Source organism: Glaciecola sp. 1036 (assembly GCF_050306235.1).
GTDB lineage: Bacteria > Pseudomonadota > Gammaproteobacteria > Enterobacterales > Alteromonadaceae > Glaciecola.
In genome coordinates this window covers 163,727-185,763 of the sequence record NZ_JBLWFH010000002.1, presented here as the reverse complement: position 1 = coordinate 185,763, position 22,037 = coordinate 163,727, and the positions used below count along the sequence as shown (strand labels likewise).

The following is a 22,037-nucleotide window of genomic DNA, read 5'->3' as shown; positions in this document are numbered from 1 at the left end:
ATTGTGGTGTTGTGGTTAAAAAGCAGCTCATTGAAATGCCAATAAGCTGCCGTTTGTTTACACATTACCTGTTTTGACTTTAATTAAAAGCTATAACTAGCGCCCACAAAGATTCTACGACCGTTGGCACTTTGTGTACCGCCTAATCGAGCACCGTCGCTGGATCTTACATAGTAATTTTCCCAAATTTCATCTGTAAGGTTCAAGGCTTCGGCTTTGAAGGTTAAGTTATCGTTGAAATGCCAGCTAAATTGCGCGTCTAACTGTGATTGATCATCACGGTATGTATCGCCAATTTCAGCTTGAGCAAGGAAATATTCAGAACGATAGTTGTAATTTAAACGAGCGCTGTACACATCATTCTCGTAATAAACCCCAATATTATATGAATTTTTCGAAGTTCTTGGGAAACTCACTGTACGAGTCGCCAAAGTTGCACCAATGATATTTCCAGCATCATCCAGTACCGGAGCTGCTTCATCAATTTCTGCATCGTCAATTTCAGTGTAGGTATAGTTAAAGTAACCACCAAAACCATTTTCAAATGCATGCTGAATCTGGAATTCAAAGCCTTCAAGCGAAGTAGAACCTCCATTTTCAGGCGTGCTTAACTGGTTAATTTGTTGGCCGTTGATTTCTCTTGAAACCGTTTTAGTAAAGATAAAGTCGCTGATATCTTTCTTAAACAAGGTTACCGACGCCAAAGAAGAAGAATCAAAATACCATTCCACACCCGCTTCAAACTGATTTGCAGTTAATGGGTTAAGGGCTGGGTTACCCGCTGTTCCAGAACTGGTTTCTGGGGTTAGGTTCACTGCAGGCGCTAGTTGGAAAGGTGCAGGACGCGTAATAACGCGTGCCGCCGCGAAACGTAAAACTACGTCTTCCGATACATCATAGGCAATGTTCGCGCTAGGTAACCATTCGTTATAGTCGCCGTCAAAAGAAACAGCATCACCACTATTTAAGTCAAAACCCATAGAAGTTGTATCTGTTTCTACGTAACGTAAACCTAAATTACCTCGCAACCCTTCTGTGTCGAATTTAGCCATCACGTAAAGTGCAGTGATATCTTCTTCAATATCAAATGATGCGTCTTTTAAATATACATCGGTAGTGCGACAAAGACTTGCTGCATTGGCATCATTACACTCGGACACAGCGTAAAGGGCGTTATACATGCTATCTTTATCTGGCATGAAGTAACTAGCAGCAACGCCGTTGGTTTGCGAATGTTCAACATGGACCATATCACCTGTCCAAAAATCACTTGCTGGCCCTAAACTGCCATCACCTGTTGGCGCAAGGTTAGCTAAATCAGTACGATATCTATGTTGACCAAAGCTTCTATCTCGAATTTTAAAGCCTGACTTGATTTCAGTAATCGCACCCCACTCTACAAAATGCGAATAGTCGATTTGCAGATAGTTTTCTTCATCTTCGGTAAGGTTTGCTTGATCGAAAATACCGCCTAACCACATTTCATCATCTGGGTTAGCCAACCAAGGACTTGCGGTAGTGAAATCAATATAAGGACTTGCTCCACCAGGATTATAAAAATCAAAATTTGCGCGTTCGTCATCCGGTGTTACCCAAAATTCAGTAAAGAAGTCTCGGTTGGTGCCTTCACCCGTAGTGGTACCTAGTTGGAAATGTAGTTCACCGCTTTCTAAGGTATATTTACCTTCCAAATCCAAAATTTCAGTCGACATTTCAGAGCCATCTCGGAAGATATTGTCATAGGCCATGTGGCGCGCCCAAGCAGGACGTTGCGCCAAGCCTGTTACTGCCAAGGATTCAACGATATTATTGCTGACAGTTCCCGAGTTAGTATCGGTTCCCATGTAAGCAACGCCTCTAAATGGAATACCTATTAGGTTGGAGTTGACGTTATCTGCTTCCATTTTTGATGACAAATAGTGCACTGAGATGTCGAGGTCGTCAGTTGGTAACCATTGTGCTGTTACATCTATACCCTGACGTTTACGGTCTTGCTTGAACAAAGCTGAGCCCATGCCCCAAGGAATCGCACCTTTTTCACTGGCGCCTTGAGGAGCTTCGACTAAAGGATCGATACGCGGAATGCTTGGACCAAACCAACCAAAGTCTTCGTTTGTTTCACGATGTACTGTACGCTGCTGATAACTACCTGACACTAAAATACCGAATGTGCCTTCATCATTTTTCCAACTGTATAGGCCAGAAAGGGAAGGATCCGTTTCTTCTGCGATATCATTGTATTGTGCTTCTACCGAAACTTGAGCAGTATTCGCATCCAACTCTAAAGGCTTGCGTGTGCGCAGAATAACGGTTCCGCCTAAGGCTCCTTCGTCTAAATCTGCTTGTGACGATTTGTATACTTCAAGACCAGCGACCATTTCCGACGCTAAAATCTCAAAGTTAAAGTTACGCGTTGCATCCGACAATACAAACCATTGCGCTGTCCCTACTGCTTGGCCGTTCACTAAGGTTAAGTTTTGATCCGGTTGAACACCACGAATAGTAACCCCTTGACCTTCACCAAAATCACGGTCGATTGTGATCCCTGGAATACGAGACAAGGATTCAGCGACGTTTTTATCTGGGAATTTCCCAATATCTTCAGCAGTAATAGCGTCCACTATAGAATTGGAAAAGCGCTTGGTATTAATGTTGGCTTCTTGGCTTGCTCGAATACCGCTAATTTCGATGATTTCTGTTTCTGAGGTGCTTTCTTGTGCAACTGCGAAAGGCGCGGTAGTGGCAGTGATTGCACCTACGGCAAATGCTAACCTCAAACCACGCGTTAAATTGTTTAATTTATGTTGTTTCATCACTGAAGTCCTTGTTCTCCGAAGAAATGACAGCGCTGTCATTTATTTCAAAAATAAAATGACAGTGGTGCCTAAATTTAGCGCAAAAACTAAATGACAACGCTATCATTGAGTGTTAACGTTACAGCAACAAAATTACTTTTGTAAACATAAAATTAAAAAATAAATTTTGATTTAGTTTTAATTTATTGATTTTATTGAATATTTTTTAACATAAATTTTTAGATTGGAGGCACAGTGTCTGCCACAATTAAAAGTGTTGCTGAACATGCAGGGGTTTCGATAAAAACCGTTTCCCGTGTTATCAACAACGAAGGAACCGTAAAACCAGAAACGCTGGCGAAAGTGCAAGAAGCCATAGAAAAACTGAACTACAAACCAAACAAAGCGGCTCGAGATCTTGCAGGACGAGAAAATTTTGTCCTTGGCTACGTATACGACAACCCAAATGCCTATTACATCATTGATATGCAAAAAGGTATTTTAAACGAATGTCGTGCGAAAGGTTACGAACTCCTGATCCACCCTTGTGATGCAAGTAGCAAAAATATCATTGATGAAATTATTGGTATGGTGGAAAGCGCGAGACTAGCGGGTTTAATTTTGTCACCACCGCTATCAGAAATGCCCGATGTGTTGTCAGCACTCGATACCAAAGGCGTGCGTTATGTCCGCATATTGTCTGGTAGCAAAGCTGATAAAGATTCCCAACCTTGTGTATTGGTGGATGACTTTGAAGCCGCCTATCAAATTACCGAACATTTGATTAACCAAGGGCACAAAGACATTGCTTTTATTGCGGGTGAAGAGCAGCACAACTCAACTATTGAACGTCAAAAAGGGTTCTCCGCCGCCCTTCAAGCTCATAACATCGCTCAACATCCCGAGTTTATGATGAAAGGCACCTATTCTTTTGGCACAGGTGTTCAAAGCATAGAACAATTGCTTAACCTTACTCAACCCCCTACGGCTGTGTTTGCCTGTAACGACGAAATTGCGGCCGGGGCGCTTTTTGGAGCTCGGATGCGAGGTATAGATGTTCCAAAACAATTGGCCATTGCCGGGTTTGAAAACAGCCCCTTTTCTCGACAAACATTTCCACCATTAACCACAGCTTCTCAGCCGACGGCCCAAATTGCAGAACGAGCCACAGCAACGCTTATCCAGTCGCTAAAAGCGCGTAAATTGGGACAGGACAAAGCCAGTATACCCGCTCATGTATTTGTGCCTGAGTTAGTGGTGCGCGAATCTACTAATCAGTAATTCAACTATGATGGTGCAACTTCCAAAATCCATTGTAATTGTCGGCGGAGGAATCGCAGGTTGGATGACCGCGGCTTATCTAGCGAAAAAATGGGGGCAGAAAACCCAAATATCACTGATAGAATCTTCGCAAATTGGTACAGTGGGTGTGGGAGAAGGCTCTACTCCTTTTTTAAAGCAATTTTTTGCAGACCTTGGCTGGCATGAAGAAGACTGGATGCCTCAATGTAATGCCACTTACAAAACAGGGATTGAGTTTTCCCAGTGGACCAATAGTGAGCGGTTTGCCTCTTATTTCCACCCGTTTTTTACGCCTTTGGATTTATCCACTGGTGATGCCTTTTTCGAGCATTGCAACCGACTTAGAACCGGAAGAGGTGATGCAGATGTTAAGCCTGAACATTACTTCAGCGCGGCAGAATTAGTTCGCCAACGGCTTTCTCCATCCAGTGTCAAATTACCAGGTGATATAGATTACGCGTACCATTTTGACGCCATTAAACTCGCAGCTTTACTAAAGAATTTCGCTTTGAATTTAGGGGTGTATCATATTGAAGGTAAAATTAATGAGGTATTTACTCAGAATTCACAAATTCAATCCTTGCTCTTGGAATCAGGTGAGACACTTACCGCCGATCTTTATGTTGATTGCTCTGGATTTAGCGGCCTGTTGATGAAACAAGCCTTAAAGGCAAACTTTATAAGCTACAGCGATACCTTGTTTAATAATGCTGCTGTGGCCATTGGCACCCTGCACAGTGATCAAGCGCCTTTAGTTCCCCAAACCAAATCTATTGGATTGAAAAATGGCTGGATGTGGCAAATCCCACTAACCAGCCGTATTGGTAACGGCTATGTGTATAGTACGGAATTTTGTAGTCCTGAAGAAGCTGAAACGGAAGTTCGCCAAGCATTAAATGTTGACGAATCTGTACCTGCTCGTCATTTGAAAATGCAGGTAGGAAGATTAGAGAACCACTGGCAGGGAAATTGTGTTGCTATCGGCTTGGCAGAAGGTTTTATCGAACCTCTTGAAGCGACAGCCTTGATGTTGGTGCAATATGCGATTTATGAACTAGAAAAAGGTTTTACATCCAATCATCCATTGCAAACCGCCCAGCAAAACTATAACAACGAAATCAATCGAATGTTTGATGGCATCCGTGATTACATCGCCGCGCATTATTATTTGAACACTCGTGAAGATACAGCCTATTGGCGAGCATGTCGCGAACAAATAAAAGTTCCGGACAATTTAGCTTATCTGCTTGATGCATGGGATTCAGGCGCCTGTTTTGAAACTGCGCTGGATCATCTGGATACACAGTTGGTCTATTTGCGTCCCTCTTGGTATTGCATTTTAGCAGGTATGGGACGATTTAAAGGCACTCAGCCAAACCCTGTAGCACCTAAAAATGAGGAGTCTTTGGCGCTATTACAGAAAGCGGTAAATCATTACTTTTACAAACAACAATTTCCGATTGTTTAATTAACATAAAGATGCAAGTATGTAATCACTTACACACCTATATCTTCATTCCACAATTCTGGCTTATCAGCAATAAAGTTCTTCATCAAATCGATACAAGTCTGGTTCTGTAGCACGCTCAACTCTACTCCTCTCGAAGCAAGCAATGCTTCTTCTCCCAAAAATGTCTTATTTTCACCAATTACAATTTTGGGGATCTCATATAGCAAAATAGCACCACTGCACATGGAACAAGGAGAAAGCGTTGTGTAGAGAGTACACTCTCGATAAACCGCTGCGCTTCTGCGGCCTGCGTTTTCGAACGCGTCCATTTCGCCATGCAGAATTGGGCTACCCGACTGAACTCGTCTATTGTGCCCTCGTCCTATGATTTCATCACGGTATACGATAACAGAACCAATCGGAATTCCACCTTCTGCTAGCCCTTTTTCAGCCTCTTCTATCGCGGCTTGCATAAATTTGTCCAATGCTCTACTCCAACATTCGCTAATGCTATTAGCATACACAAAAATCTATTGATTTTACTAGTGTTTATAGAGGCGCCGATAATAAGAAATCAACAACAAAAATAGCACAAAAAGACCTAGCGACCCGCCACCGCTGTCCGATTCAGGTTCTGGCGTAGGAGGTTCTGGCTCAACATTTGTTGACGTCACCACTAAGGTTACAGCAGTAGCCGTTGCCTCCAATGATACATTCAAATTTGAGTTTGAGGTTTCGGGTAATTGAACATTATCAAATTCACCACTGATTTGTCCGGCAGTTAGTAAGTCAAATCGATCGCCAGCAGTCAAATTCATGCTATCGCTCAGTGAAATATTTAGCGTCCCAGTTAATTCAACCGCCCCACCAACATCAACAGCATCGTACTGAGTACCTCGCTCTGTACCTTGAATACGTAATTGAACATTAGCATTTGTCTGTAGCCTTAGATCTCCAGCGACCTGGATTAAATTTGGGTTTTCACCTAAATCTACGCTTCCATTTAACGAAACCAGCCCCTGCCCCAGTATGTGCTCACTACCGCTGTAATCACCGTTAATAATAAGTTGAGAGCCAGATTCAACAGAAATTTCGCCAGTATTTATTAGGTTACCAAGAACCGTCAATATTTGGTCTTGAGGTACACTGATACTGCCATCATTTTCTATTGTTGCCTCAAGATTGCCATATCCACTTAGTATGGAACCTGTTTGAATGACAATGGGTTCATTAACTGTGAATTGACTTCCTACCAAATCTAGCTGTATTTGACCTGCTCCGCCGCCGATTTCAAGTGAATTCAAACTAGTATCTGCAGATGGCCCTTGAATAATGATATCTTGATCAAAAGCGAACACTAGGTCACTAGAAGCATCAGGGAAGCCAGCAAAATTCCAATTCGTAATATCGTCCCAACTCCCTGTTGAGGCATCGTTTCGCCAACCAAAGTCAGGCTTCCAAACATGTATGCCATAAGTGAAATCCTCGTACTGAACTCTATATGCCACTGAACCTTTGTCACTAAACGCGTTTGCTGTGCCATAAGATTGATAATTTATGGTGATATCTTTTATAACTTTCCCATTAACCTCATCCCCTTGACGTGCAACGGTCTGGTAATGCACACCATCAGTGATGATTAGGATATCGTCGGTAATAAAATAACTCCCCTCATCTCCTATCACCTCTTGTGTGGCTAAATCTGCTTGGAAAAGTACTAAACCATTATTGTTGATCAAAGGATCTTGGAAATATTGCAACGTACCGTCATCGTAAATGTCATGCCTTCGAGCAACTTCAATAATCTCATCTGTTGATGCTAAAAATATCCCTTGGAGTTGGTGCCCATCCTCAGTCAAAATTGTGATATCAAATGCAGTTTGGTCGAGATCATTAAAGGCTGGGGAAATGTTACTACCGCCAGATAATTGGACAAAAGCTCCGAAGGTTGCCGCGCCATCTGGGGTGGATTGACCCTCCATGACGACAGGGCTAATTGACATGCCATTATAAAAAAATAAACCCGTACCATTTGTGACAGCAAATCCATCGGAATCAGCAATTCTGCTTACAAATGCAACATTATTTTGGTTATTAACTCTGGCTTCACTTAATCTTGAAAAAATTCTAGGCTCTGCTGATTCTACTGGCGCTGAATCGCCTTCATACACTACTTGGCCATATCCATTTCCTTGTGCCAGATAGATTCCCGTTGTATGTCCTGAATTAATGATGCCGTGATAACCAAAAAATACTGAATTTCCAATATCGTTTGAATAAGCGCCCGCAATATGACTGAAAATGCCATGAAAAGAACTATCTCCTTTTCTCACTAGTTCGACCACAGAATTGTCATTAAAACGCTTAAAGTATGCCGTATTATCAACATCACCATTTTCAGTTTCGTTTAATGCAGAAAAAAATGTCACTTCGTTGTTGTTACTCATGCCGATCAAACTGAAAACGCTGAAACCACGGTAAACACCATTTCCCGACTCCACCGGCGCTAGAGCTTCTGCTACTAGCTCAAAATTACTACCTGACTCAGCAACTATAATTGAATTGCCAAAATCTCCAGAAAAAGGCACCAAGGGCAGCATTAAAGCAAGGTTGTTAAATTCTCCTACTGCGCCCATTACTAAAATAGGATAGTCCTGCAACAAATAGTCGCTATTAAGGAAAAGATCAGCTAATTCAAACGACTTACCACCCGCATTAAAATCCGTAAATTCTCTAGCAATTTGCTCAATAGTATAAACCCCAGGTCCTATTGTAGAAGGCAATGCTACTTGGTAAATACCACTGTCATCGAAAATACCATTTGCTGTATCTGCTAATCGCGCCGTAAACACTATATTGTTGCTACGATTGATAGTCGGAACGGTAAAATTTGAAAAGGTCCCATTTCCATCCGATACACTAAAACCTGTCTGCACTACAGCCAAAGTTTGATTTGCACTTGTAAAATTACAAAACGAGAAATAGGTTAACGCGGTCAATGCCGCGACTTTTGGTGTTATTTGTGTCCTTAAAATTTTTTGCATCGTCATCGTCCTTTTTTGCACTTACTAAAGTGTAAAAACAATGACAATTAAGTGTTAGTGATGGACTACCTAATTTTTACGCATTTACTACGCAATTTTTGAAAAACGATAAACGCGCTTTAGTTTAACTTCGAATATCGCAATATAGATTCATCATCCAAACCGATACGTTTCAATAAGGTCAGGTACCTAGGATCATCTCTCAAAGGTGCTAAGCGAGGGTCTTGTCTGGTAAATACTAAACAGTTAGAGCGAGCATCAACTGCGTCTTGTAGATCTGAAAATGCCTGATCAATGTCATCTAGTAGAATATGATTTATCGCCTTTTCGTAGGGACAAACGTAACTGTCGAATGTATCAGCCCGTTTAAGTAGATCGTTAATTTTTTCTGGTTGCCCCGCATAGCCGTAGACTTGCGCTAGTGCCAAATAGGAGTATGGTGATTCTGGATCGAGTAAAATTCCCTGTTCCGCCAGTCTAATCGCATCTGAATGCTCATTTCTAAGGGAGGCTGACATACTGGCACCGCTAAAAATCATCCCTACATTCGGATAAAGCTTTGTTTTCTCTTCACTCCACTGCTTAGCAGCTTCTAATTCACCAACCACAGCCAATATCCAGTGTCCCCAATCAGCAATTTCAACATTCAAAGGATCTAACTTGTCAGCAAGTGTGATTGAATTGACAACGTTTTGAGTATCCCCCAATCCAGAATAATAAATAGCTAACCCCAATTCCGTTTGTGCAAGTCTCGGATTAAGGTCTTTAGCTGCGGATAAGGTTTGTATTGCATCTTCCCATCGCCACGCAAAGGCGTAAGCCAAACCAAGGGATGATAAAGCGTCGGCCGTGTCTACTTTATGATTAAGCGCTTCTTCGACAGCTTTGATCACTTCAGGTAATATTTTTGCCGGCGTATCGAAATACGCCATTATATTGCGATAGGCATCTGCTTTTGCTAGATAAGCCAATGCGAACTCAGGATCTAAGCTAATGGCTTGATCAAATAGAGAGATTGCATGAATTAACGCTTCATGATTTAGCTTGCTCGCTTCATATTGACCATTCACGTATAGCTCATATGCGGCTAAGTTTGATGTTGGAAAACTTGATAATGCATGCTGTTCTGCCTGACCTAACACTAGTTTCAATGAGTTAGTAACTGAACGTGCTATATCCTCTTGTACAGAGAAAAAGTTAGTATTGTCGATTGCGGTTTCATAGGCTTTATTCCAAATAAATTGTTGTTGGTCTACCTCTAACAAATCCGTTGTAATACGCACCTTGTTGTCGCCTGCAACATTCACCACAGCCGTTAAAATTAAGTTCACTTGCGGTAAATTCTCTTCAATGCTGCGGTTATTATTTTGTTGATTCAGTGAAAAGGCTGAAGTAGCTGGTACGACTTTTAACGAAGAAACTTGGCTAAGTTTGCGTATGACTTCTCGCGTCATTTGATCAGCAAAGGGCTGCCAATATTGATCGTCAGAACTTGAGATTTCAAAGGGCATAACCAAAATATGCGGATTTTGCCTTTTTGTTGGTGTTGAGGAAAAAAACCATAAAAACCCGATTAAGAAACAAATGATTATTCCATAAACTAGATAACTAAAATCCAGTGAAGACCAATTTTTAGTAGATTTTATATTACCGGAGAATCCTGATTGTTGGCTATTAACTTGTAACTCTGTATGCGTTGATATTTCTTCTACATTACCAATGAATTGGTAGCCTCTCCCCCTAATGGTTTTGATGATTTTTTGAAGCTCACCATCATCTCCCAGAATTTTCCGGGCTGACTTTATATGATTACTGAGGGTTGTATCTGAGACCGATCTATCTTTCCATATCTGGGAAAATAATTCATCTCTAGTAATAACTAAACCACGATGATTTATTAAGTAGACTATCAAATCGAATACTTTGGGCTCTACAGATATAGCCTTGCCATCTACCGAAACAGTAAATTGCAATGTATCAATCTGAATATTACCCAAATGGTAAATCATGATGAGGTTAAATCCTTATCGTTAAACATCCTTATATGAGCCCCTAATATTAACCATGATATAGAGCCTATTTCTATGGGTAATACAGCGATTTAGTTAAACAAACGAAATCATTATCTAATAATTATCTAAATATTATCTATTGATGTGTTCTTCTTCATGTTTATTATTTTCCACCGCGCATAATTTGCAGACCATTTACACCAACATCCTAGGAGCAATTATGCCAACACCAATAGAAATATTACTCGACCCAATCTCTTTGGGACTTTTAGCCATGTTCAGTACACTTTTTATATTAGAACATTTATTTCCAGCAAAACAATTGCAGCGACCGAAAGCCTGGTATGTAAAGTGTGCTATCGCCTTTATTTGTTACTTTTACTTAGCCAGTTACTTACCCCTGCTTTGGGACTCTCATTTAGCCAGTTATCAACTATTTGATCTAACCCAAGCAAATCCTTGGCTCAGTGCTATCACCGCATTTTTTACATTTGAGTTTTTATTATACGTATGGCACAGAGCTATGCATGAATCCAAATGGTTATGGCGGATATTCCACCAAATGCACCACAGTGCTGAAACCGTCGATGCAATGGGCGCCTTTTATTTTAGTCCCTTCGATATGCTTGGGTTTACAATGCTTGGCAGTTTAAGTTTAGTCGTTATTGTGGGTGTGTCACCTGAAGCCGCCACATACTTTCTTTTTATCACGCAATTTTTAGCTGTTTTCCAACATTGTAATGTGAAAACTCCTTATTGGTTGGGTTTTGTAATTCAACGACCTGAAAGTCATAGAATTCATCATGGACGCGGAATTCATAAGTATAACTATAGCGATCTTCCCATTTTCGATATCATTTTTGGCACATTTAGAAATCCCAAAACAGATGAAGTTGACACTGGGTTTTATCAAGGAGCCTCAGATCGCATCATCGAAATGTTGTGTTTTAAAGATGTATACACACCTAAGTTAAAATCATCACCTAATGACATGCAGAAGGAACCAGACACAGGGCTTAGTTAATAAAAGCTTAACTAAAAGTGGCGAGAGAAATTACAGTATTTGATGCTTTATCTTATTGTAGATACGCCCAAACTTTAAATTGCCCCTAGTGATTGGAAATTCCAATTATTGGGGCTTTTTTTATAAGTGTAGTTCAAAGTCCAGCACACTTGCTGACGATTTGCTATTTACTCCAATAATGTGCATAAAAAAATAAAAATACGCGAGTCTGTTTGCTGATATTTAAGATTAATTAATCAAGTTATTGATTTAAATGCTTTAGACCTGAACAAAATTTCTATAAGCTCTACCTTTAGTTCACGAGCAATATCTATAAGTTTATTAATAACACTTTAAATTTAATGATTAGCATATTAATATTATGACCGAAATTTTATCTACTGCCGAACGCCTTACTGAAATCAGAGCGGATTTAAAACTGTCTCAAAAGGCCTTCGCGTCGCAGATAGGAATAACACAAGGTGCGTTATCTCAACTTGAAGCAGGTAAGTCCACTCTATCTCTGCAAACGATACAGAAACTCTGTGACGTATTTAGCATAGACAGTAATTGGTTATTGCTTGGTTTAGGAACTGTGCCTTTTCGAAATAATGTTAGAAGTAATGATATGTCTGTAGACGGAACTAACCAAAACCAACAAAAGCCTTCCCACGCTTTTTATCTTGATGCTCTCATACCACTTATTAATGAAGAAGCGCATGCCGGATATGTAAAAAACTACGAAACACCTGATTACATCTCCACTTTGGATGTGTACAGAATTCCCGGCTTTGACAATGGGGATTTTAGGATGTTTGAAATTATCGGTGACAGTATGCTGCCGACGATTCACCCCAGAGAAATTGTTGTGACAGAAAAGGTTTCTCCTATCACAGCTATACAGGATGGCTCTTTATATATTGTGATCACTGCTGAAGGAATTGTTGCTAAACGCGTGTATCTGCATGAAGAAAACCACTTTATATTCAAAAGCGACAATGCTGAATTTAAATCTTACTCATTACCAAAAGAAGAAGTACTGCAAATTTGGGCAATAAGAGCCAAAATTACCACTGAGCTTGCTGCAGAGAAAAGCTCTCATGTCGCTAGGTTTGAATCGATAGAATCTGAAATAAAAGGGCTCAGAGAACAACTTTCCCAGTTAGCAAAAAATGACAATAAGTAGAGCTTTTGCATTATACGACGGGATCTGAAGCTCTTACTTACCGATCTCATTCCTTTTAATAGTGTCCGCGTGGTTAAAATATTCTATTTTTACTCAGCCGCTATCCTATGAAGACTCGCCACGACAAATTCTAACAAGAGCCCTTTAAATATAAGTAATACTTATTTATATCGCCAAAATAGTAAGTTAAAGCTCTTTATTTCAGTTGAATTAAGCCTCGGGAGTATGATAGCCTGATGAAATATTAGCTAGCTAATAAAATTAGAATTCTAATTCTAGTCTTTTGATTCTTATTTCCTTTAGCACTTGACTCCCCTTAGAGGAAATCACATGACAACAACCGAATCTCTTCAGAAATTATCTCTACACAAGGGGTATATTTTCGTTGTTGACGATGACATTGACGATCGCGAATTAATTTCTGATGCCTTAATGGAAAATAAGTTGAACAAAGATCAGATTCAGCTCGCTGCCAATGGTTTTGATTTAATCGAAAAATTACAACAAAACAATACCTTGCCCAGATTTATATTATTAGACTTGAATATGCCCAAAATGGACGGCAAAGAAGTACTAGCAACCTTAAAGAAAAGCGATACCTTTCGTCATATTCCTGTGATCATTTTTTCTACGTCTGATGCTGACAAAGACATCCAGGATTGTTATCAACTTGGATGCAGCGCATACTTGTCAAAACCTTTGGATTACACAAGTTTGCTCGATGTAATGCAGGTGACTTTAGGCTTCTGGAACAATGTGTTAACTAAACTGCTTTCTCATCCGTTATCAGTGTCTATGGAACCGAAATTAAATAGCTAGACACGCTAATTTTTACCATCTTCAGTAGTAATGTTCAGGGGGAATGAAATTATTCAGAAAATCTCACTGCGTCAGTTTTACATACATTTGAACCCCCAATGTGCCATGGGCATCTTGAGACAAATTGCGGCCTAAAAGTTAACTACGAAGAATCGTCATCGTGGCGCAGGCCACGACCTCCTTGGAAATTAATGCAGTTGGTTAATTCACAAGTAAAGCTTCATACAAATCGTCCCAATCCGGATTCTCTGTATTGATCAATTTATCTTTCCATTCTCTATGCCAGTTTTTTAAGCGCTTTTCTCTTAATATTGCATCCTCCATAAGGACAAACTGTTCAAAGTACACCAGCTTTTGCAAGTTGTACTTTTTGCTAAAGCCATCTACTTGCTTGTTTTTGTGTTGATGAATACGTTGAATTAGATTAATCGTTACGCCGATATATAGTGTTGTATTGTGCGTATTGGTAATAATGTAAACACAAGGTTGCTTCACTACTGGAATGCCCTGTAATCAAATAAAGCAAGCTTAGCGAATTTTCATTTTATTTAGACTGTTCTTTGTATCGGTTTTAATTAAATTTACTATGTTCCAAGGAGGTCGTGGCCTGCGCCACGATGACGATTCTTCGTAGTTAGCTCTGTGTTGCTTACTTCCGCTTAACGTACATTTGCGCCGTTCAGTATGATAGTTTTTTGTTTAACAAAATTTATGTGCAAACTTTAAGGGAAGCGTGCAAACTAAATTGTAAATACACAAATTCAAACCACCTGCCCTGCTACCCAGCCACTGGACCAAGCCCATTGGAAATTGTAGCCTCCTAGCCAGCCAGTGACATCTATGACTTCACCAATAAAGTACAAGCCTTTATGTTGGGTGGATTCCATGGTTTTAGAGGATAAGTACTTGGTATCAACGCCACCCAAGGTGACCTCTGCGGTTCTGTATCCTTCGGTGCCATTGGGTTTTATACGCCATTGCGTAAAGGCATCAATTACCTGTTGTAACTCTCTTAGATTGAACTGTTTAAGCGGTTTATTGCTAATACCAAAATAAGGTAGCAGTGCTTGCACCATTCGTTTTGGGTAATGATTCGACAATGCTGTAGACACCAATGCGTCTGGCGTTTTTTGTTGAGATTGGCTTAGATAATCAGCTAAATCCACCTGCGGTGATAAATTGAATTCTACTTCTTGGCCGGGCAGCCAATAGGATGATATTTGCAGCACCGCTGGGCCGCTTAAACCACGGTGTGTGAATAGAATATTTTCATTGAAATGGGTGTTATTGCACTCGGCGCTGGCATCAACAGAAACCCCACTCAAGGTGGATAACACTTCTTTATCTTGCTCGTGCAGAGTAAAAGGAACCAGCCCTGCTCTGGTAGGCACTATTTGCATACCAAATTGTTCTGCAATCTTATAACCAACGGGCGTTGCCCCTAGCTTTGGCATACTCAATCCACCGGTTGCAACAACAAAACTTTGCGCTAAGAATTGACCTTTAGCAGTATCCACCTGATACCCCGAACCAAGCTTAACAACAGCGTTAAAGTCACACCGGTTTAAGATAATAACGCCGGCTTTCTTACATTCGGCTAATAGCATGTCCACTATATATTTTGCAGTATCATCGCAAAATAATTGGCCGAGGGTCTTTTCATGGTAAGGAATTTTATACTGGCAAACCAAATCAATAAAATCCCACTGGGTATAACGACTTAGTGCGGACTTACAAAAGTGTGGGTTTTCAGAAATGTAATTTTCAGGGCTGGTGTACATGTTGGTAAAATTACAGCGACCACCTCCTGACATTAAAATTTTACCGCCAAGGCGCTTCGCATGGTCAATCACTACCACTTTTCGACCGCGCTTTCCGGCTTCAATGGCGCAAAAAAGTCCTGCCGCACCCGCGCCTAACACAACTACATCATAATCGGTTATCAAAGACATAAGAGATTAAAGCCAACGCCGCACTTTGTTTGAATATTCGATGTAGTCATCGCCGAAGATTTGCTGCAAAGCAATTTCTTCTCGTTTAATCTGTAGATAGGTCATGGATAGCATAAACAATGGCACAATGATCAACGAAAACGCGCTTCCCAACCAAAGCGCCCATGCAATCAATACAAATACCATTCCGACATACATGGGATTGCGTGTATAGGCATAAATGCCCCAAGTAACTAAGGTCGAGCTTTTTTCAGGGGAGACTGGATTCACCGTGGTGCGATGTTTTTTGAATTGCCATACACCTATAACGGCTATCGCCATACCAATAAACGCCAATCCAACGGCAATACCTCTTAACATTCCACTGTATTGCCTATCAATGATAGCCACTGTAGACATTAAAATGGCCGCAACTAGCGCTTGTACTACCGGAGGGACATTTATCATTGTTGTTGTTCTTCGAAGTCTGTTCCAAAAGTAGTATAAATGATCAAGACTGGGTTTTTAAGTGGACTTTTTCAATGAATGACGTTTTTCTACTGCGCAATTAAGTTCTATTTAGTATGCTAGGATTTTAGTTCATATAGTGTAGAAACATGTTCGAAGGTCTCGCCGCTTTTCCTCTCACCCCCTTCAAAAATGATGAAGTTGATTTTGCTGCCTTTGAAGTATTGATAGAAAGGTTGGTGTCAGCGAACGTTGACTCTATTTGCCCTCTTGGTTCAACTGGTTTATACCCTTACATGAACCATGACGAATATGCTCAAGTGACGAAAAGAGCCGTGGAACTCGCCGGTAATACACCTGTGATGGTGGGCATTGGTGCAGTGCGAACCAAAGAGGTACTCAAAAAGGCTGAAATAGCTCAGAAAGCCGGGGTTGATGCCCTTTTACTAGCGCCAGTTTCCTATCATAGATTACATGATCATGAGGTCATTTCTTTATATGAGACTGTTTGTTCTCAAATATCAGTGCCACTTTGCATTTATGAAAACCCCGGCGTCACAGGTTTTGAATTTAGTGATTCGGTATATGGATCCCTAAGCAAATTACCCAATATAGGCGCGGTCAAGATTCCCGGCATGCCTTTCGAAAATGATTCAGGAAAGCAACGGCTAGAACGCTTGAGAAACCTGTTTCCAGAACATGTAGCCATTGGCGTCAGCGGTGACAAATTTGGTGTGGCTGGAATGGCACAAGGCTGTGATTTATGGTTATCGGTGGTGGGTGGACTTTTTCCAACAACCATAAAAAAATGGATATCAATGGTAGCCGACAACCGCGCTGATGACGCCCAAACGGAATCTGATGACTATGCTGTTCTTTGGGAGTTATTTGCTAAAAATAAAGGCGGTTTACGAGTTATGGCTAGTGCTGCAAACATTTTAGGCATTACCCAAGAGTCAAACCTTCCTTCGCCATTAAAAGCCTTGGATTCTGAAGACCGAGCACAGCTTGAGTCATTTATTCGTAGCAAACAGCTTTAGGTAAGCGCATATTCAGGCGCAACAGCAAAAATCCAACCTTCAATTTGGGTTGATTCTTCAGGCAACAACTCGGTGTTCAAAGGAGTTTCATTTTCAAACACCCATCGCATGCCGGCGGCGGCGATGATTGCATCAGTGAGATGGTCATTAATACTATCAGAAGTAAAATAAGGGCGTGTATTGAAGTACGCTAATGCTTGATTTAAGTCTTCTAAAGTGCGCAGTTTTTGATTGCCCATTCCCGCTTTACGAATGAAAGTTCGTGGAAAATTTTCAGACACTACAACGGTCGCCGAGTTTATTAATCCAGCTTCAAATGGCCAAATGGCAATTTTATCGCCAAATTCTGATTTCAATTTATGCATGACTCGCATACCTGCAAGACCGCCTTTCCCTACTTGCTTCGCACCAATGAGTTTAAATGGGCTTTCAGGATCACCAAACCCTTGGCTCACTGCGGCATGTTCGGTTTTTCTGCGAAGTAATTTAGTATCAAACCAGTCAGGTTTTTTCCCTTGTGTCCAAAAGGTTTCACCATAGACTTCATGGGTCCAAAATTTACCGGCAAAAAAATTACCCTCAGCACTGCATATATTTTCAATTTCTGACCAAAGTTGCCAATAATTCATGTGATTGCCAAATTGGTTCTTAACTACATTAGCGGCGTAACCTAAATTGCAATCTATACCCACTAAGGTTTTTTTATGGTTAACAATTTGCTCGCTAATCCAATGATAAATATCTGTTCGTGACATTTTATTGGGAATTGCAACAGGGGCGTCCGTGGAATTAGCTTGGCACACAGCTAAAGACACAGCAAAGCTTCGTTGCGGCGATTTTGCGCCAGACCAATCAATTGCGGCAACTTGTTCAAACATGATCTACGCCTTTGAGTCTTAAACTAATGCTGGTTTACAACGGAATCTATTTATAACGGAATGATAAGGCGAGAATCTTCAAACAGCCCTATCAAGCTTTTGTCTTTTTCATTCAATAGTATTTGGTTAGCTTTTTTGTTTAGTTGATAGGAAAACATTAATCGGCCAGTATTTGGATCCCATAGATTTAAGATGCCGTCCAAGCCAAAACTGAGTAGGCGTGAATCTTCTGCAAGCCAAATAATGTTAACTACACCATCGTTATGGCCAGCTAATTCTAACCTGAGTTTTCCTGTCTGAACATCAAAGATACGCACCAAGCGATCAGAGGTTCCTAGGGCTAATAAAGCACCATTGTTAGAAAAATTAGCTGACAATAGTTCACCAGAAAGACTCTTGATGGTGTGAAGTTTTTTGCCATCGGACGACCAAATGCCGCTTTGTTGTCCATCTTCCGTGACAAATACTAGCTTTTGATCCTGACTGACAGCATGTACATAGTTTCCGTTGGGTTTGTAGTCTTCCAACCATGGCATTGATTTACCGGTCGCAAGATCGAGTAAACGAGCCCCTCGCCTATAGCTGGTCTTTTTCCAAGGATTATACTCATCGTATTCGTCATAAAAATCAAAGCTCCCTCTTTCATAACCGTATTCAAATAACAGCTTGTTTTGCTCAACCGAGAATAATGGCAGAATCGGCAAACTGGTATCCGTATTCAAATCCACTATTGAGTCATCAGACGTGGAAGTGTTCAATAACGTATGGATGATTTGCCCTTCAGCTACATTATAAATCGCCGTGATGCGCAAGCTATCCACCAGCAAGTTATCAGCATCTAACCAAGTACAATTATCAACGAGTTCTGGAAAATTAAATTCGCGTTCTGTGTTGCGCGGAGCATGGGTTATTTTTACGCTATTTTTTGCATAGCTAGCAGAACTGCCCGTCGTGGTATTTAAACAAGCGCCTTGCACAGTCTCAGTTTCGGAAACCACTTCTTCGGCACTAAAACGTTGCAGATTAAATGAATAAAGTTGGTCATCTTTAGTAAGCAGAACTGTACCGTCATCATAAAAAATTGGCTCCCATTCACCCAAACTAGAGGTGTAACTATCTTGCTCTTCAAAGGTGGCGGCTTGCACTGTTATTGTTTCTGAGCCTCGGCTTTGGGTTGGCATATGCCACTGTCGAATAATTTGATTTTTAGTAATATCAAATTCCAAAAAGTATTCGCCCGATGTTTGTAGTAATAGCCGCTCATTGGTTAAAAAGTTCGATTCGGCTATTCGATCGTTATTACTTAACTGAAACCAGTCAGTTTTAGGCGGATCATAGGAATTGCAGTCGAGTAAGGTAAAGATCTCATTGCTACCACTTTGACGCGCGCTAATACAAAGTCCTTGTTGATTCATAAAGGGATAGTCAATTTCTTGGGCGGTTTCTGCATTGCTTTTTTGAACTTCATTAGTAGTTTCAACCTCAGTGGTGTAAGCCCCAAGGATGTTATTTTCTTTGTCTTTAAGCCAATGCACCTGTTTGCCTTCAAATGTCTGGGTAAACCAGACACCAGACGCTACTAGTTCTCCGCTGGCATCAATTATCCCGTCATTTGTATAGTCTAGACTCGGCGTTGATAGCCTTAGATTATGTTTAGGTTTTGCTTGAAAAGCACCTAGTTGATTAGACTTATTCCATCTTTGAAACTGTCCATTTTTGGCTCCCATATAAATTTCGTTCCCTTGTTCAGAGACGAATAAGGAGGTAATGGGTTCTCCTTCAATAAACAGGGTTTTGTGATTGGTAAACTTTTCACCTGTGTACAAATGCAGACCTGAAACGCCATGTACTAAAATTTCATGGGCATTTAATCGGTGTACTTGGTAGATGGGATAATCATCCCAATCATAACCATTTTCATCGCCTAAGGTTAGCCAAGTTTCATCCTGCCAATTAAGGATTTTGACTGTATTATCGTTGCCGGCGGATAATAGGGTTTGATCGTTAATAAAACTAAGGGCATTAATTTTTGTTGACGGGCCATAGCGATCCCGAGAACTAAACGAATGTAGGCGTTTTGAGAATACTCTTTCTCCGCTTTGGGTATCATAAATTGCTACTCGATTTAGATACTCCAGCGCTAGTTTACTTGCATCAGAATTGAACGGGCTTTCTTCATCTGCATAATTACCTACCAGATCGCCGCCATCGAAGTGTTGTTGAAACTGCCACTGAGTATCCAGCATAAAAGTATCACCCATGCCAGTGAGCAATATTTTATTATGTTGACCATCTACATAAACCTCAGTGAAAGTAGCATATTCAGGTACACCTGAAGGTTGATGAAAAGCCTGTTCAAAACTGGATAAATCGATACTTGTAATTTGGTTATTCTCTAATACTAAATAGAGTTTTTCGTTATGCTCCTGGGGTTTTTGATAAATTGAAACGCCTTTGACAACAAATTGATGAAGTACTTCACCCGTTTTATAGTTTTGTACGAGCAATAAATTGCCATCGGAATATCGGTGCTGCAATCCAATCACCAAGGATTGCGCTTGATTAATTTTCCAAAGGTTATCAATTGAGATGTCATAGCGACCTTGGATATTACCAGTAGATTTATCGACCTCAATTAATGACTTCTCATTAACAACAAATATACTGCTAGTGCCATCGATGCTCTTACCTACGCCACCGAGATCCACCGTCCAAGGACGAGTATTGGATAACTTATCGAACCAATGCCATTCAATGTTACGATATTTTTCTGCGGTTTCGTGAATCACGTTGCGTACTTCGTCAATTTCGCCCCGAGAAAATAAATCCCGCGCCGCGAGCATAGACACTTTATAGAGTTCTTGCTCGGCTTTGTCTTTTTGCTGTTCTGCAATGACAGTCTGAGCTTCTGCGATCTTAGTTTGCGCTTGGGCAACCTCTCGCTGCTCCACTGCTTCTTGCTGCTTAAAGTAAGCAAAAGCGCCAGCGACAATGGCAACGGTAGCAAGACCTGCGGTTAACCCTAACCAGCGCCGAAGTTTTTTCGCTCTTTGTCGCTCTAACGCCAGCTGATATTCTTTGTCCCGCTGAGTTAAATCACTTAACGGCACACCTAAAATACCGGCAATAATTTTTAGCAGCATTAGATGCAATTGCTTTTCGTAGTCAGCCACTAGTTCGGCTATTTTTTCGTTGGCGACACCTTGATGCTTTAATTCCTCTCGTAAAGCTTGAGGGCTGGTCCAGCCTTGTTGTGCAATATTGTCTAGTGTTACTCGAAAATCAGCGGCAATGGGTTCGGCTCGTTTATCAGTTCTTGCGCCGTCCACATATTCGTATTGTAGCGGAATTGGAAAACATTCATCTTCAGCCGAGAATTGGCTAGATTGTTTGCCCGCATCCAAGCTAGCATTAGGTTCGCCATCGATAATTGCTGCGATAATGCGATCTGAACGTCCGAGTTTCTTAAAGTAATCAATTTCATCAGCAACATAAGTACTTTGCACGGCACGCGGAGAACAAAGTACGATGAGCAGGTTACTTCTATCCAATGCTTTAGTGATAGCCCCGCCTAGATCAGCATCAGCGGGTAACTCATCTTCGTCTCTAAAAATAGGATATATTCGGGATGGAATGGGTTCGCCATTAGGTAATTTGCGAGATAATAAATCTTCTGGAACTTCATAGGTTTCTATAGCTTGATGAAGCCAGGTCGCCCACTTTCTGCCTTCTTGTTTATTATCTGCATGACGGTAAGAAATAAACGCGTGATATTGCTTTTGTTTAGGTACCATGCTGTTTAATTTATCCTATTTTTGAAACTAGCAACTGCATACAACATCAAATTCCCATGGCTAAAAATAGCGAATAGATTCCCTGAACAATGTTGTGTCCCGTGTTTAATTATATCGACTACCTTTAACGACTTATTAGTCCAAGCAACCTAGGATCTTTCTTGGCATAGTTTTCCATCTCCAAGAAAATCAAATTAAAATAAAAGGTAAATCAGATTCATTTAAGCATACTTTGATAACTTGTAGAATCTGCCGCGCTAGTTTTAAATAGCTGTGATAAAATTAAGCCGATTTATTTATTCAAGGTTAATACAC

Annotated in this window: 15 protein-coding genes; 6 read left to right on the top strand and 9 right to left on the bottom strand. The window is 40.7% G+C overall.

Annotated features, from left to right (window positions below):
• Nucleotides 1-83: 83 nt before the first annotated feature.
• Complete coding sequence (locus ACNKW3_RS03445) at nucleotides 84-2,813, bottom strand: TonB-dependent receptor (protein ID WP_427397869.1); 2,730 nt, start codon at nucleotides 2,811-2,813, stop codon at nucleotides 84-86.
• A gap of 237 nt (nucleotides 2,814-3,050) precedes the next feature.
• Between ACNKW3_RS03445 and ACNKW3_RS03440 the strand changes: the two genes are divergently transcribed.
• Together ACNKW3_RS03440 and ACNKW3_RS03435 are read left to right on the top strand one after the other, a co-directional pair.
• The gene (locus ACNKW3_RS03440) at nucleotides 3,051-4,076 is read left to right on the top strand and encodes a LacI family DNA-binding transcriptional regulator (protein WP_427397868.1); all 1,026 of its coding nucleotides are present in this window, start codon (nucleotides 3,051-3,053) and stop codon (nucleotides 4,074-4,076) included.
• Nucleotides 4,077-4,083: 7 nt separating this feature from the next.
• Nucleotides 4,084-5,565, top strand: coding sequence for a tryptophan halogenase family protein (locus tag ACNKW3_RS03435; protein ID WP_427397867.1), 1,482 nt, complete (start codon nucleotides 4,084-4,086; stop codon nucleotides 5,563-5,565).
• Between the two features lie 29 nt (nucleotides 5,566-5,594).
• Here ACNKW3_RS03435 and ACNKW3_RS03430 read toward each other — a convergent pair whose 3' ends face one another.
• The 3 genes from ACNKW3_RS03430 to ACNKW3_RS03420 all read right to left on the bottom strand — a co-directional run bounded on the left by ACNKW3_RS03430 (nucleotide 5,595) and on the right by ACNKW3_RS03420 (nucleotide 10,600).
• Entirely contained in the window at nucleotides 5,595-6,032 is a 438-nt protein-coding gene (locus tag ACNKW3_RS03430; RefSeq protein ID WP_427397866.1) for a nucleoside deaminase, read from the bottom strand.
• Between the two features lie 57 nt (nucleotides 6,033-6,089).
• Complete coding sequence (locus ACNKW3_RS03425) at nucleotides 6,090-8,591, bottom strand: DUF7453 family protein (RefSeq protein WP_427397865.1); 2,502 nt, start codon at nucleotides 8,589-8,591, stop codon at nucleotides 6,090-6,092.
• Nucleotides 8,592-8,710: 119 nt separating this feature from the next.
• Nucleotides 8,711-10,600: a winged helix-turn-helix domain-containing protein gene (locus tag ACNKW3_RS03420; RefSeq protein WP_427397864.1), complete on the bottom strand. Its 1,890-nt coding sequence runs from the start codon at nucleotides 10,598-10,600 to the stop codon at nucleotides 8,711-8,713.
• A 223-nt stretch (nucleotides 10,601-10,823) separates the two neighbouring features.
• Here ACNKW3_RS03420 and ACNKW3_RS03415 point away from each other — a divergent pair, with 223 nt between their 5' ends.
• The 3 genes from ACNKW3_RS03415 to ACNKW3_RS03405 all read left to right on the top strand — a co-directional run bounded on the left by ACNKW3_RS03415 (nucleotide 10,824) and on the right by ACNKW3_RS03405 (nucleotide 13,611).
• The gene (locus tag ACNKW3_RS03415; RefSeq protein WP_427397863.1) at nucleotides 10,824-11,627 is read left to right on the top strand and encodes a sterol desaturase family protein; all 804 of its coding nucleotides are present in this window, start codon (nucleotides 10,824-10,826) and stop codon (nucleotides 11,625-11,627) included.
• A gap of 361 nt (nucleotides 11,628-11,988) precedes the next feature.
• Nucleotides 11,989-12,792 (top strand): XRE family transcriptional regulator, encoded by an 804-nt coding sequence (locus tag ACNKW3_RS03410; RefSeq protein WP_427397862.1) that lies wholly within the window; start codon nucleotides 11,989-11,991, stop codon nucleotides 12,790-12,792.
• A 330-nt stretch (nucleotides 12,793-13,122) separates the two neighbouring features.
• Nucleotides 13,123-13,611: a response regulator gene (locus ACNKW3_RS03405; RefSeq protein WP_427397861.1), complete on the top strand. Its 489-nt coding sequence runs from the start codon at nucleotides 13,123-13,125 to the stop codon at nucleotides 13,609-13,611.
• Between the two features lie 201 nt (nucleotides 13,612-13,812).
• Here the strand turns inward: ACNKW3_RS03405 and ACNKW3_RS03400 are convergent, their stop codons facing one another.
• The 3 genes from ACNKW3_RS03400 to ACNKW3_RS03390 form a co-directional block, all read right to left on the bottom strand.
• Entirely contained in the window at nucleotides 13,813-14,106 is a 294-nt protein-coding gene (locus ACNKW3_RS03400; RefSeq protein WP_427397860.1) for a GIY-YIG nuclease family protein, read from the bottom strand.
• Between the two features lie 266 nt (nucleotides 14,107-14,372).
• Complete coding sequence (locus ACNKW3_RS03395) at nucleotides 14,373-15,554, bottom strand: NAD(P)/FAD-dependent oxidoreductase (protein ID WP_427398179.1); 1,182 nt, start codon at nucleotides 15,552-15,554, stop codon at nucleotides 14,373-14,375.
• Nucleotides 15,555-15,569: 15 nt separating this feature from the next.
• Nucleotides 15,570-16,010, bottom strand: coding sequence for a methyltransferase family protein (locus ACNKW3_RS03390; protein WP_427397859.1), 441 nt, complete (start codon nucleotides 16,008-16,010; stop codon nucleotides 15,570-15,572).
• 149 nt (nucleotides 16,011-16,159) lie between these two features.
• Here ACNKW3_RS03390 and ACNKW3_RS03385 point away from each other — a divergent pair, with 149 nt between their 5' ends.
• Nucleotides 16,160-17,050, top strand: a complete 891-nt coding sequence (locus ACNKW3_RS03385) for a dihydrodipicolinate synthase family protein (protein ID WP_427397858.1) — start codon at nucleotides 16,160-16,162, stop codon at nucleotides 17,048-17,050.
• Here ACNKW3_RS03385 and ACNKW3_RS03380 read toward each other — a convergent pair.
• Nucleotides 17,047-17,928, bottom strand: coding sequence for a hypothetical protein (locus ACNKW3_RS03380; RefSeq protein ID WP_427397857.1), 882 nt, complete (start codon nucleotides 17,926-17,928; stop codon nucleotides 17,047-17,049). The genes ACNKW3_RS03385 and ACNKW3_RS03380 overlap by 4 nt on opposite strands.
• 50 nt (nucleotides 17,929-17,978) lie before the next feature.
• Entirely contained in the window at nucleotides 17,979-21,722 is a 3,744-nt protein-coding gene (locus tag ACNKW3_RS03375) for a TIR domain-containing protein (protein WP_427397856.1), read from the bottom strand.
• Nucleotides 21,723-22,037 lie beyond the last annotated feature (315 nt).

What these genes read in the sequence shown, in the direction of transcription:
- ACNKW3_RS03420 (WP_427397864.1), bottom strand. Translation starts at nt 10,600, where the DNA reads ATGATTTACCATTTGGGTAATATTCAGATTGATACATTGCAATTTACT.
- ACNKW3_RS03390 (WP_427397859.1), bottom strand. Translation starts at nt 16,010, where the DNA reads ATGATAAATGTCCCTCCGGTAGTACAAGCGCTAGTTGCGGCCATTTTA.
- ACNKW3_RS03375 (WP_427397856.1), bottom strand. Translation starts at nt 21,722, where the DNA reads ATGGTACCTAAACAAAAGCAATATCACGCGTTTATTTCTTACCGTCAT.
- ACNKW3_RS03435 (WP_427397867.1), top strand. Translation starts at nt 4,084, where the DNA reads ATGATGGTGCAACTTCCAAAATCCATTGTAATTGTCGGCGGAGGAATC.
- ACNKW3_RS03380 (WP_427397857.1), bottom strand. Translation starts at nt 17,928, where the DNA reads ATGTTTGAACAAGTTGCCGCAATTGATTGGTCTGGCGCAAAATCGCCG.
- ACNKW3_RS03410 (WP_427397862.1), top strand. Translation starts at nt 11,989, where the DNA reads ATGACCGAAATTTTATCTACTGCCGAACGCCTTACTGAAATCAGAGCG.
- ACNKW3_RS03425 (WP_427397865.1), bottom strand. Translation starts at nt 8,591, where the DNA reads ATGCAAAAAATTTTAAGGACACAAATAACACCAAAAGTCGCGGCATTG.
- ACNKW3_RS03385 (WP_427397858.1), top strand. Translation starts at nt 16,160, where the DNA reads ATGTTCGAAGGTCTCGCCGCTTTTCCTCTCACCCCCTTCAAAAATGAT.
- ACNKW3_RS03445 (WP_427397869.1), bottom strand. Translation starts at nt 2,813, where the DNA reads ATGAAACAACATAAATTAAACAATTTAACGCGTGGTTTGAGGTTAGCA.
- ACNKW3_RS03405 (WP_427397861.1), top strand. Translation starts at nt 13,123, where the DNA reads ATGACAACAACCGAATCTCTTCAGAAATTATCTCTACACAAGGGGTAT.
- ACNKW3_RS03415 (WP_427397863.1), top strand. Translation starts at nt 10,824, where the DNA reads ATGCCAACACCAATAGAAATATTACTCGACCCAATCTCTTTGGGACTT.